16 protein-coding genes are annotated in these 12,530 nt (G+C 42.5%); 2 read left to right on the top strand and 14 right to left on the bottom strand.

Features of this window, described 5'->3' with window-relative positions; all coding sequences use genetic code 11:
- Nucleotides 1-164: 164 nt before the first annotated feature.
- From cas2 to AC04NP_RS21985, 13 genes are all read right to left on the bottom strand, one after another.
- Entirely contained in the window at nt 165-425 is a 261-nt protein-coding gene (gene cas2, locus AC04NP_RS22045) for a CRISPR-associated endonuclease Cas2 (protein ID WP_482862116.1), read from the bottom strand.
- A gap of 1 nt (nt 426) precedes the next feature.
- Nucleotides 427-717, bottom strand: coding sequence for a CRISPR-associated endonuclease Cas1 (cas1, locus tag AC04NP_RS22040; RefSeq protein ID WP_482862115.1), 291 nt, complete (start codon nt 715-717; stop codon nt 427-429).
- Nucleotides 710-1,261, bottom strand: a complete 552-nt coding sequence (gene cas1 / locus AC04NP_RS22035) for a CRISPR-associated endonuclease Cas1 (RefSeq protein ID WP_482862114.1) — start codon at nt 1,259-1,261, stop codon at nt 710-712. Before cas1 (AC04NP_RS22035) ends, cas1 (AC04NP_RS22040) begins: the two co-directional genes overlap by 8 nt.
- Nucleotides 1,262-1,371: 110 nt before the next feature.
- On the bottom strand, nt 1,372-1,881 hold the full coding sequence (gene cas4, locus AC04NP_RS22030) for a CRISPR-associated protein Cas4 (protein ID WP_482862113.1): 510 nt from the start codon (nt 1,879-1,881) through the stop codon (nt 1,372-1,374).
- Between the two features lie 12 nt (nt 1,882-1,893).
- Entirely contained in the window at nt 1,894-3,942 is a 2,049-nt protein-coding gene (gene cas3, locus AC04NP_RS22025) for a type I-D CRISPR-associated helicase Cas3' (protein ID WP_482862112.1), read from the bottom strand.
- A complete protein-coding gene (locus tag AC04NP_RS22020) occupies nt 3,935-4,201 on the bottom strand; it encodes a hypothetical protein (protein ID WP_482862111.1) in 267 nt (88 codons plus the stop codon). Before AC04NP_RS22020 ends, cas3 begins: the two co-directional genes overlap by 8 nt.
- A 7-nt stretch (nt 4,202-4,208) precedes the next feature.
- Entirely contained in the window at nt 4,209-4,613 is a 405-nt protein-coding gene (locus AC04NP_RS22015) for a hypothetical protein (protein WP_482862110.1), read from the bottom strand.
- Nucleotides 4,610-5,545, bottom strand: coding sequence for a type I-D CRISPR-associated protein Cas7/Csc2 (gene cas7d / locus AC04NP_RS22010; RefSeq protein WP_482862109.1), 936 nt, complete (start codon nt 5,543-5,545; stop codon nt 4,610-4,612). Before cas7d ends, AC04NP_RS22015 begins: the two co-directional genes overlap by 4 nt.
- Before the next feature lie 90 nt (nt 5,546-5,635).
- Nucleotides 5,636-8,377 (bottom strand): hypothetical protein, encoded by a 2,742-nt coding sequence (locus AC04NP_RS22005; RefSeq protein ID WP_482862108.1) that lies wholly within the window; start codon nt 8,375-8,377, stop codon nt 5,636-5,638.
- A gap of 138 nt (nt 8,378-8,515) precedes the next feature.
- Nucleotides 8,516-9,277 carry a CRISPR-associated endoribonuclease Cas6 gene (gene cas6 / locus AC04NP_RS22000; protein WP_482862107.1) on the bottom strand — a complete coding sequence of 254 codons (762 nt, stop codon included), beginning with the start codon at nt 9,275-9,277 and terminating at the stop codon, nt 8,516-8,518.
- Nucleotides 9,278-9,329: 52 nt separating this feature from the next.
- A complete protein-coding gene (locus tag AC04NP_RS21995) occupies nt 9,330-9,755 on the bottom strand; it encodes a hypothetical protein (RefSeq protein WP_482862106.1) in 426 nt (141 codons plus the stop codon).
- Between the two features lie 31 nt (nt 9,756-9,786).
- Nucleotides 9,787-10,278 carry a hypothetical protein gene (locus AC04NP_RS21990; protein WP_482862105.1) on the bottom strand — a complete coding sequence of 164 codons (492 nt, stop codon included), beginning with the start codon at nt 10,276-10,278 and terminating at the stop codon, nt 9,787-9,789.
- Nucleotides 10,279-10,494: 216 nt separating this feature from the next.
- Entirely contained in the window at nt 10,495-11,256 is a 762-nt protein-coding gene (locus AC04NP_RS21985) for a response regulator (RefSeq protein WP_482862104.1), read from the bottom strand.
- A 156-nt stretch (nt 11,257-11,412) separates the two neighbouring features.
- On the opposite strand from AC04NP_RS21985, the gene AC04NP_RS21980 reads away from it, so the two are divergent.
- Nucleotides 11,413-11,781, top strand: coding sequence for an ATP-binding protein (locus AC04NP_RS21980; protein WP_482862103.1), 369 nt, complete (start codon nt 11,413-11,415; stop codon nt 11,779-11,781).
- A gap of 56 nt (nt 11,782-11,837) precedes the next feature.
- On the opposite strand, the gene AC04NP_RS21975 is transcribed toward AC04NP_RS21980, so the two are convergent.
- A complete protein-coding gene (locus AC04NP_RS21975; protein WP_482862102.1) occupies nt 11,838-12,035 on the bottom strand; it encodes a hypothetical protein in 198 nt (65 codons plus the stop codon).
- Nucleotides 12,036-12,175: 140 nt separating this feature from the next.
- Here AC04NP_RS21975 and AC04NP_RS21970 point away from each other — a divergent pair, with 140 nt between their 5' ends.
- A complete protein-coding gene (locus AC04NP_RS21970; protein WP_482862101.1) occupies nt 12,176-12,379 on the top strand; it encodes a hypothetical protein in 204 nt (67 codons plus the stop codon).
- The last annotated feature ends 151 nt before the right edge of the window (nt 12,380-12,530 follow it).

Below are 12,530 nucleotides of genomic sequence, written 5' to 3'. Positions count from 1 at the left end.
TTCTTTTCTTATAAATCGGCCGAAAGTCATCGATCCGTAATAACCGGATTTTATGGGGGCAGCGACAACCGGGGTTGCCGGCTGAAAACGTGGTTTTTGGAGGTTTTTATGACTTTGCATATGATTGAAACGATTATAGATATTGGCATCAACGACTCACCCCTTTAAATAAAGCTGTCAAGGCTGTTTTTTTCAGTGCCATGTACCTCTTTTTCTAACCAATGGCTTTCGCGGCTTTTAAAGATGATCAAACTATCATTCTCTTTCATAAGGCTATTGGCTTCGGAAATCAGACTTTTAAGCTTTACCTGGGTTATGTCGCCTTCAAATACGGAGTTTTGTATCCAGTGCAGGTACATGCGGCAAAGCTTCAGCATTTTGCCTACCCGTTTGTGCCCAATATCATAGACCAGTATTACATACATGTCACCACCACGCTTTAAAAGGTTTGTATGCTTCCATACCTAAAATATGCTTACTTAGCTTATAACACTCAAGTCTTACAAGGTGCCTGTAGCTCACATTTTTTTTCAGGGCACGGTGTTTGATAGTTTCTGCCAGGCGTTCTTCCCAGACCCTGGCAAACTTTTTCCTGCCGCTTTCTTTCAATACACACCGGTTCACCGTTTGTGAAAAATGCGAAGCCTTAATTTCTCTTTTGTTAAGGGTACGGAATATGATCCTGTCTACCAATACCGGTTTGAATATCTCAGCCAAATCCAACGCCAGGGAATACCTTCTGGTGCCAGGCTCGTGGAGGTAGCTGAATATTACCTTCTATGCCCATCAGTTCGCTAATGGTGACAGTAGCCGGCACTTGTTCCTGTAATTCCTCTATACTGGTAATAATATCATCCAACGGTTTGTCACGCCGGACATAGTATTTCAGGTTTTTAAGCAGGTTGAAACCAGCCCCTTCTACAAATTTTCTGGCGATGGGCATTCGTTTTACCGGGTCCTGATAATGGCTGGCCTGTTGTATGAGCACTTTACCGGCCAGCAGGTATTCTTTGGGGTGAAATGAACCGGTGTAGTGCCCATAGTAATCGAAAAAGTGTACTGCGATTTGTTGTTTGCCCAGGTAATTGTACAAAGCACTGTTGGCATCCAGGCTGCCAAAGATAAATAGCCCCGAAACACTTTGGACAGGTATGTACTTTGGCTGCCCTTCTTTACCATTTTCATCCACCGGGGTGAACTTCAGGGTATTATCTTTCCGGCTCATACGCCCGGGGTTGAACAGATAGTAGGTTTTCTTCATGACTCCTAAAAAATACTAATTGGGATACCTCGATTCGGATTGAACAGATAGTGTTTTTTTTATGCTATAAATCAGTATGTCAAAGAACCTTTTGAAACATTCTCCCTCCATCATGCTTCACCCGCATAACACAAATCGTAATAACTGCATGTTTGACATATTTTGGCATGGATCACCGGCGGACAAGATTCCAAAGTCATGATTTGGGCTACTTCCTTTTCCCATTGCTCAATTAATTCCGCCTCTTCCTGCCCCAGGATCACCTGAAGCCGTTGCTTTTGTCTGGGATATTCAATGATTCCTGTAACGCCTGCTATCCCTTTTTGAGCCAATTTCCAAATATAGTACTTCACCTGAGCAATGTGGGATTCTTGCATTTTATTGGATTTTTTAATCTCATGTACCACTTTGTTGCGGGGATCGTAGTAATCGATCTTCACCCCGTCTGCTTCGATTTCTGTGTATTTGGCGGCCCTGTCGCCATAGCTGGTTTCACCGATCAGCTTGCCCTCAGCCACATGGTCAGCGGTGTGTTCCATTTGTATGCCATTACTGAAAAGCCAAAGTTTCCTGCTGCATATGTGGTAATAGCTGATATGTGTTGCGGTAATAATGTGCATGGCAGAATGGCTTCAAAGAAAAGTATCATTGTTTTCTATTGCTTCGATTTTCAGCCGTTTCCTGTCAAAGGATTTTGACAATGATGACACCAGCTTACAGAGCTCCATTTGTAGCCGGTCCTGCTCCTCCACCCCTTTTCTTACTTTATCATAAATCCTTTCTATGGCTTTTTCAAATACTTCACCTAACTGATATATTTCACGGTATGACAGGTAATTGTTACCCTGCATACCGGCATTCGGAATAGTACTGACGGTATATTGCAGGTCTTTATCGCGATCTTTGAGGTCACCGACCACATATTTTACAATTTCGTAAGGTTCGGTTTGCTCAGTTTGTATGTCCACCACCACCTTATGCTGCAATATCCAATCCAGTGAATAGGCTAATTCAATACCCTGCTTTTGGTCATAGATTTTCACCACCTTACCACCATCGCGAAAGGTAAGAAAAGTGTCAATGTAGTTGTTCCACCACATGGCCCATTGCCAGGAACGAGGCGCCATTTTCTCCAGCGTTGTGTAAACTCCCTGCTTTTTCAGTTTTTTTTCACTATACGGCAGTTGCGCTAATCGTAAAGACTTTTTGATGATTTCCCTTATTTTATTATTAATATCCTTCATTAATCTGTAACGTTGATAATATTTACCCATATGAAACGCTTCTTCCTCCATGCGGCGCTTCAAATACCGGTGCACGTCATACGCCTGGTACCTTCTGATATTGTTTTCAATACACCACATGTACTCACCCAAATACATAGGTACGCGTTCTGTGTAAAACTTTCTGCCCTGTAGTTCGGCACGCATCACTTCCAGAAAATCATAATAACTGATGAGGTTAACAGATTTGAAAACATTTTTGAACCTACGGTATCTTTTATCCACACATATCACCACCTTCCCATCCAAATCACCCCTTGACACCCTGCCAAAACGCTGTACGAAATTTTGAAAATACTTGCCAGGCTGCATGATGCAATATTCCACATCATAATTAACACCTACCTCTGCCTTGTTGGTGGCAATAATCAGATGAGCTGCCTTTATTTTGGCTTCCTGCGGTTCATTGGATGACACATAACCTGTACTTTGGTAAATGGTGTATTCCGGAAAAACTTCCCGAAGTTTTTCAGCCAGTATCTGTACATCGCGTAACTGATCCAGGATCAGCAAGGCCTTATGCACAGCCAATACTTCCCTGAGTTCCGGTATTTTTTCCATGACCAGCGATGACATGTCTTTACTATCCACAAATTCCACTGCTATCCGGCCATGGATCGGGCGGGCATGGGAGCTGTCATCGACAATCGCTTCGATGATTTCTTCATACGCCATATTTTCCTCTTCAAAAATCTTTTTTAAACCTTCCTCAGGAGTAGCCGATACGAAAAGGAAACGTACGCCGTGTACACTCCCTTTCTCCGCCCCATGATGCTTCAAAAAAAACTCACGCAACTTTATCAAAGTCAGGATGTTGGCGATCTGTGCTTCATCATACAAATGGTATTCATCAAAAATCACATAATTGAAAGTGCTCAAAAACCTGCTAAAGGTGGTATCACCGGTTTTGTTGTCCCAGGCATATCGATGATAACCTCCATGCATGGCAAAATTGATAATATCAGGATTGGTAATGACAAGATCACTGCTTTCGGCTAGGTCAATGGCTTTCTGCCAACGCCTGTAACCGGTCACCTCATACCGGTTCAATTCAGGGCCTGTGAGTTGGTTGATGACTAGCTGCCTGTAGGTCTCCCGGAAACTTCCGGTCAACTCATTGATCAAAGCATTGGTAGGCAATACGATAAGGCCTCGCACGTTTCTGCTGCTACCTATCCCTTTCCGTTGTTTTTTGGCATTAATGGCCGGGAAAGGAAAAGCATAACTCTTTCCGGTGCCTGTCGGCGCTGTGATCAAAGTAAACTCCGGTAACCGGTCAAAATCCAGTTTGATACGCTTTTGCACTTCATGCAACAGGCATGCCCAGCCATTAATGACCTCCTTTTCATTTGTCTGCCTGACATATTGAGGCTTAATGTATATGGAAAAGTTATCCATCTTTGAATACAGGTTTAAAAATAGTTTTGACTTCCTCCAATGATAATTGCTTGATGAGGTTATAGTTTTCAAGCAGGAAGGAAAAGTTGATTTTTTGACTTTTTACCATAATCTCCGTAGCAGTATCGAGGTTATTAAATACTGTTTTTAAAGAAAAAGCATTGAGCCAAAACTCATCGGTAGGCGGTAAAACCATTTCTTCTACCAGTACCAGCGTTTCCAGCGCTCTTCCTACCCTGATGACCGGAGGCAACGGCATCTTTTTTTCAGATAAAAAAAGGGGCCTGAAAGCTGGTGCCGATACGCAAACCCTGCACTTGCCTGAAGTTTTTGAAAGGTGATTTACCGGATTTTTCAATGGCTTTAACATCCACAAAACCGTCCACATCAAATAGTGTATTTTGAATGTAAGCCTCAGTTTTATTACTTCGTTCCAAAGGCCTGGCTACCGTACAATAGAATCCAAAATCACGTATTTCTTCATACACCGGTGTTTCCAGGTGCCTGTAGTAGCCACCTGAGGCTTTCAAAACTTTTTCAAATGAATAAGTCAGCGCCAGGTCACCGATAAAATTTCCAGTGACTGTAGCAGATGTTTTGCCCCCTGAAACCTCGGTGAAATAAAATAAGTGGTTCAGTAAACTCAGACGGATTACTTTTGCCTCCATCATTTGGTAACATTAATATCTTTCAAAAACCGGGCACAGTCTTCCTTCGCTTTTTGATAGATGGTCTGCAATGCTTTTTCATCCTGCCATAAGCTCTCTATAAAATCTGTGAGCATCTTTCCTGGTATATACCCTTCCTCTCCATAGGCTGCTTTCATGGTATCATTCATCGTGCTACTCACCGTTTCAAAGTCGACAGGCGTATTCTCATCCCAGTTTTTGGCGATAGTATAGCTATTAACAGGCTGCTCAAAGCTGGAATACCCGATTCCCAGAATATGGTTTTTTACATTAGCAGAACTATTGGTAGTACTTTGGGCAAAATACCGGGACTCGTACATGATACAGGCCAGCAGGTGTATGAACAATTCAGGGGTTACATTTTCCACCATAATAAAATGGGGCAGGAAAACGCCGGGCTTTACATATTGCACCTGAAACAGGAATTGCCGATGATCTCCCTTTTCCTCGTCCCACATAGTACCCCCCTCACTTAGCGCATTGTGCTGCATGGTGGCTGTGATCTCATCGATATCCCTGAGGGAATAAGCCCAGTCGTAAATGACCCTGCTTCTCAGCGCTACCGTATCATTGCTTTCTGTAATACTATCGCCGAACAAAATCGAATTAGGGTTGGCCAGTTGTTCCCTCTTCTTGATAACATTGTACCTGAGCGCCGGGTCAACCACCCCAAACCGGCGGCATGTCCGTAACCCCAGCAATTTTTCACGGCTTTTCAGTTTTCGGGCCGGCACTTCCACAACATCTTTGGTGGGTGAAAGCTTGAAGTTGATGGTTTCATCGGGATAATTGCTGCGTATAATGGCATTGCCGATGGTTTCGCGCAGTACCGCAATTTTTATGGTTCCTAAAATGTTTTGCTTCAGATCTTCGACAAAACAGGTTTGCGGAATAATGTCAAATAGTGCGTTCATTATTGATTTTTCTTTAGATTTTTAATGATTTCAAAATATTGAGCAGCATTTCTCTTTTGCTGTTCAGGCAAGCTTAGCGCTATGTTTTCTTCACTGATTTCCTTCGCTTCCGCTTTCAACGCTTTCAGGATCTTTTTTGGCCTTTAGGGTTCTGATTTTTATCAGGGACTGTTCGCGAAAAAGAAATGCAAATTGGTATATCCAATCTTTTTCAACATTGACCGCAGGAATTTTCCCCTGCCAGTCCTGCATAAATAGCTGATCATAAACGGCCGTGGAAAATGCTTCTATCGCCTCTGTATCAGGTTTATCCATGCGCAGCTTACGGTATATCTCACCATTGGTCTTTTGGATAATGTCTTCCCGGCTGCTGCCTTGTTTATGGTATTTCCTCAAAAAATCCATGGCTGTACGGATCAGCCAGGTTTCTTCGGCGGCAGTCTTGTAACCGATGTCGATTTTGACTGCCAGTTCCGCCAGTTTTTCTGTTACTGTCATGCTTCCAAATTTTTGTTTATATTTTGTATAAAAGTTGATGAATGAATTGTATACCTTTTTTTGGTCATCCGCACCCAACAAATAATAAAGGGTAAAATAGGCACGGCGGCTTCGGGCTATTTTCAATAAATTGCTCTCTATGCCTCCTTTTCCAAAAGTCAGCACCAGCCGTATTTCATCCAATACCTCATTTGCATGAATCAACCGTACGCTGTCCCAACCCAGGAGCTTTAAAAATTGTGGGGCATTTTCGAAGTGAAAAACCGCCTTGTGAGGCGTGTAGGGAGTCATTATGCCCGAAATGTAGGTGCGGACTCCCAGTTCCCTGGCTATCCTCAGACACTTTCTTACCAGGAAAAATGTCGGTGCTACCTTCGGGTCCAGTTTGATAAATTCCAGGTTATAAAGATTATAATCAAATTTTGAATTTTTATCCAATGCCACGTTTCCATCCTCCAGCAACTTCATTTCGTCTTTGGCTTTTATGCAACCTTTTATGATGTCTTTTTCTATATCGAGGTTGGCTTCAAAAAAATCATAATATAAAACGAGATTGGCTTCAGAAACCCTAAACAGGGAAGCTCTCAATTTATTTTCCTCTGAAAACAAGGAGGAAATATAGCTGGTATGATTGTTTAAGTTAGTGACAGTTCTGTTGCTGAAACCCCTGGCTTTCATGGCAAACGCTACTTCAGCCTTGTAGGCTACCTCACCGACACCCCCTGTAAAGGCACACATAGCCTTTTTTGGAGGAACAGAAGGGGCATATTGTTTTAAAAATTGCAAATTCACCTGCCCCGGACATTCAAAATAGCGATCAAAGAGCATGTCTTTCACATTTCCACCGGTTTCTTCAGGCTCAAAATGATCAATAATATGCTCCTGAAGCATCGCTATGTAGCCCTCGATATCTTCTTCCTCTTGCAGCACATGGCAGGTTTTAACAAAATTCAGGTAAGTTTTGTACAAGGCATTGGTCATCTTGACCCTTTCCCTGATAAAGGTCAACAGGTCCTGAGCGGTTTGTCGATCTACATGGCCAGACGCACAGTCAAACTGAATGGGCGCCGGCAATGGGCGTTCACCTTTTTGCCAATCGTCAAAATCCAGGCGCCAGGATTCATTCTCTTTACTGTTGAGCCATTGAATTTTGTGTAAATTGAATAGGGTTTTGAAATATTCATCATATTCTTCGACAATATGCTCATAATACCGAAGGACAAGCCGACCATTTTTGAGGTCACATTCGACAGGTAAGTCATAAACCTCTATAAACTGTTCTGTCAATGATACAAAACCGTCAAAATCACTGATCCCTTCACTGCCATTCGGAGACAAAGACAGAAACTTATCGCCCAGCTTGTCAGTAATCTCAGACAATATATGCTTCGTAAACGGGGTAGAGCCAATAAATCCAAACTTGCATTTTTGGGCATCGATCTTGGTCAACTCCCTGAATTTAATGTCTTCGGCACTACCTTTCAGATAAGCCTTTCTAATGGCTTCATATTCATTTTGTGATACCTCCTCTCCCCAAAACACAAAGCCCTCGCGCGTAGCGTAAACGACCTTCTTTCCACTGGTTGCCAACACTTGCCTGGCTACCTGCAGTAAATTCTGACTTAAAAGCGTGTAAGGATTAGGCCGTATTTTTACATAGGAAACACGGAGCGGAGCAATTTTGGCGATACGGCCAATACGGTGGCTTACGGCATCGTGCAAGGCTTCAATGGACTCCAGGCTTTCATTCTGAATAGAGGCAAGGCCATCGGCCAGGTGGCATAATTCGCGCTGTGTCATGCGTATCTCATCCCTGTTGCCAAGCGTAATGGGGTAATCTTCTGCCGTAGCCCAGGCGCCATTTTCAGTAGCCAGGGCGAGGTAATAAATGTTACTTTTGTAGTGCTCAAATTCAGAAAAGAAAGCATCGACGTGCCACTGGTCTACATAGCTGTCTAAAGCCGCCACTGCCACTTCGAGGTCGGATTTGTTACTTTCCGCTTGTGTATTCAGCAACTTATTGGCATCATGAAAAGTAAAACCCAGCATAAATACCTTAAGGTATAACGCCGCTTCCCGGTCATTGACATATCCATGCTCCAGCATATAATGTTCATAGACCAACAAAGCCGGGATCAGGCCATTGAGGATATGTACATGGTAGGGCATATCATAATAATCCCTCTTTTGTTCCCCGTCTACCATGAACAGACCTTTGGCAGAAACTATGGCATTTTTAGCAATAATATTCCCTAGCACCGTATCAAAATAGTCCCGTACAACCCCTTGAAAGAGTGCTGTCTCAAAATAGTTTTCAATCAACTGGTATTTCATATTGTATTATATTGATGTCAATCGGTAATCCGGAATGTCAATATGGTTTCAGGAATGCCTTCCTTCTACACGTTAGATGGCCGCATTCATCCCTGGTTAGCGAGGCCTTGCCTTGTAAACATTCCATACAGTCAGGTTTTATGACAGGGCTTTTACACATCCGAAACCGGTACTGTTTTTTTCCCCAAATCCTGCATAGTATCCGATTTTATGAAGGACGGTTGGCAACGTCATCTCAAAGTTGAAGGAATAGCCACGGATTTTCACGGCGTCGGAGGTACCTGGCTTCATGGTAATGAGCCTGGATAGCGGCTTGCTTAGCAGCTTAAAGCTAAAGCTGTCAAAATTATCCCTCGCACCTGCCATGCCCTCGACCATTTGTTTTTTACACAGGTTCCTGAACAGGTACTCACCATAACCTACTGTATAAGGGCTCAGATAGGCGGCATACTTATCCCCATTGACTGCCATACAAACAGGAGAAACACATCGGTAACGCATGGTGGGCATGAATAAAGGACCCGGTTGTAAAGTCATTTCTGCTACCTGAAGCCTTACCTGGCTTTTCCAGTCTCCCAGGGTAAAACGTTGTGGCATGAAAAGTCCCCGGATAAATTTTTCCATACTTTTGTGTACCAAAAACCGTACGTTTAATGTTATTTCTTCACCCATGATCAGGATGCGGTCCCCTTCAATTTTGTAGGGATGAATCATTAAGCGCGAAAAAGTGAACAGCTTAAATTTTTTACTTCCCAACATATGCCCTTCCTGATGCAGCCAGGTCGCGTACTGTCGGTCTGCGTTAGCGATCACCTTGTATATCCAGGAAGAAAGCGCGTATTGATAATTGAGTGGTAAGGTACGGCCCTCGAGCCGTACCATTTTTATTGAAAACTCCATACATATATAATTATACTTATAAGACATACGCTCAGGTCACAACCATGCGCTGTTAACGGCTTAGAAACTCATCAATCAGATATCTGGCGTAAGCTTCAGATGCCATTTTTACCCATTTGTTGTGAAACAGATGATAGTAAAGTCCGGCTGCAAAGCACCATGCCATGCAGCCAATCAGCGGCAGGTTACCTTTCCACACCCCGTAAGCGGTACCTGGTATAGCCATCACCATGCCCAAAACCGAAGCCGGAATCAAATTTCTATGAAACCCATATTTAATCTGTGCAGACCTAATGCGTGCTGACTCGATCACATTCTTTACTTTCATCCCTGCCTGATAAAGTTTTTGGATGGCCGTTGTCTCGTCGGTTATTTCTTCCTCTTGAGACGGAAAAAGAATTCCGAAACAGGTTGCTACTTTATCCCTGTACTCCTGTTTTTGTGCTTCGGAATATTTGCTTTTCGTGCTGAATAACATCAGATAAGTGGTTGGAAAGCCTTTGTTTCTATTAGAAAAAGAAAATCCTGTTTTCCCATCGTTTTCCCACGATAGCCAGCCAGCCGGAAAGTGCGATAACAAGGCCAAAGCCAATAATTATCCCAAAAATAAAGTAGGTGTCGGCTTCGGGTTTATACTCGGGCATGATAAGTGCCAGCGTTATCAGCAATGGAAAAACCCCCAGAAAGGCCGGCATGATCTGCGCACCGATTGTATATTTACCGAGCCATTCGCGGGTATGGGGTGGATTTCTTTTAAGCAGGAATTCGGAAGGTAATGCTTCTGTTGTAAGGAATATACGCTTCCTGGTCTTATCTTTTTCCGGAACCCGATAACCAATTTTTGATAAATATTGATCAAAGTTTTCACAATCAACTTCTTTGGCCAGTACATCGAGGTTTTCTTTGGGACGTTCAATGGTTATCTCCAAATTCTTGTATTTCAATACTGTATAATCGTTGTAGAAGTAATCTGCTCCCACCTCCAGATTATACTTTTTCATTAAACGCTCGCTAATTTTCCTGGTAAATCCCTCCTCGTTATAATCTTTGTGCTACCTCCGTCAAGAGTTTTAATACCACCCCAACGGGATACTTTTCTTTTGCCATGATCTTTTGACTTCAGTTAAGATATGGCCAAGATGTTAAATAATAGAATTTTATGCGAATACCTTTTCCGAACCTGGATATCTGTCTTCCAAATCAGCTATTTGTGTTTGTTAAATGGTAAAAAACCGTTTGCGCAGATCCGAAATAAAATGTTCGCCAACAGGCAATTCCGTATCATCTAAATACAAAGTCCTGCCCTGAAAGCCGGTAATAAAGGAAGTATTGACAATATAAGAACGATGAATTTGAACAAAACTATGGGCAAGATCCAACTGTTTGAGTATTTCAAAAACCGTTTTCATACTATGGGAAACCAAAACAGGCTCATTACCGGAAATAAATATGTGGCAATAGGCCCCTCCTGCCTCCAAATAACGAATGGATGATAAAGAAATCTTTTCAAAGCGCCCCTCACCTTTAAAGGCAAACAGACCGTCACTTACCAATACCGAAGGCTTTTTATTGGCTACTTTCTCTTTCATCTCAGCTTCATTTTTCTGCTGAAGTGCTATTTTAATGCTCCGTGCTACCTGCACATCGACAAAAGGCTTAGGTAAAAAATCTGCCGGGTATACCGTCAATGACCGTTGAAAGGTCTTTTCATCCACATAATCTGTCAAAAAAATAACCGGTATTTTCTTTTCATTTTTCAACCTCCGTGCCGTCTCTATACCATCGAGTGCACCAGCCAAAGCAATATCCATGACTACCACGTCGGGTCGATCCCTGGAAAAATTTTCAATAGCCTCTTCCCCTTTTTCGTAAATGATAATATTGGAAAATCCCAATCTTTTAAGCCGGTCAGAAAGGTCGAAACTCACCAATGCATCGTCTTCAACCAATAAAATCCTGATAAAATTATTATTTTGCATAAGCTGTAAACTAAAGTTAAAGTTAAACAACCGGAAATATGAAATTTTCCCGGCATATTATTTTTTACTGTTTTCTTTTTTTTCCCGGTTCATATTCCACCCTCGGTCAAAATACCATAGACAGTTTATCAGCAGTCATCGACAGAGCTGATAAATATGCGTTACCGGAGTTGCATAAGAAAGCAGGAATTATCTAACAAAATTGTCAGTAATCTTGATCCGGTCTTGCTGACGGCAGAACAATCGAATCCCTTAGGACTGGTAGCCAATGAAGTCCTTACCAATATTATAAAATATGGACAAAACAAAGACGGCACCTGGACAGTCAAAATCGACCTGCATGAAAAAGATGACTTGGTGGAGCTATGCATCAAAGATTATGGCCCTGGTTTTAAAACACAGGACTTAGTGAAAACGGAAACCCACGGAATGAATTTAATTGATCTTTTGGTGAGGCAATTAAAAGGGGAATACAGTTATGCCGGTGATAATGGTGGGAATTTTACTGTCTGCTTTAAAAAATAAGGCAGATACCGATCTGCCTTATTACCAGATTTAATCAGGTGTGATTAAATCCCTGATCATGGATATGTAGAAGTACTATCTTCCAGATGGATGATCGGCTCTTCGTCATCACCCCCTCCCCCGCTATTTGAATTACCGTTGGTGATCACCCCTTTATCGTTAAGCGGGGTGGGAGTTCCCTCATCTACCTCACAGGCACTCAGCGCTGTGAACATGACCATTACGAATGCATAAATTTTAAGTGGATTTTTCATATTATCCTCCTTTTCTTGTGCTTCCGGAGGCTGGTTTCAGGTTGGGGCTTGTCTTAAAACAAGTGTAAACCCAGCCTTTCGGAAGCGGTGAAACATGATGACCATGTTCCTCAAGGCAGAAGGAAGAAGTACCTGAGCTGATGGCTGAAGCCTTCCTGTACTTACAGCCTATCTTTGCAGGTACCCGTGCAGTGCTGATTTTTCCAGGGTATAAATTCCTGCACCTGGGCAAGAATGATCATACCTTATTAGCAACTGCTGCCGGAAAATGGGTTTATTTACCGCGGAAAACCCATCTTAAGGATGCATCCCGTCCGGCTTGTTTGCCGTTCGGAACGATGTAAAGGTGATCATTGAAAAATGGCACTCCTAAACATGTGCAACATATGCGCGGCCATGCAGCATTTTTTTATAAAAAACTGATTTTTAGTATATTAAAAGTGAAATATTTTATTGTTTACCAGATAATTCATTCCGGTTTTGAATAGAATTCTT

This window comes from Agaribacillus sp. DX54 (genome assembly GCF_056858335.1).
Note: the sequence above shows the minus strand (reverse complement) of the source record. Positions and strands in the feature narration are given on the sequence as shown.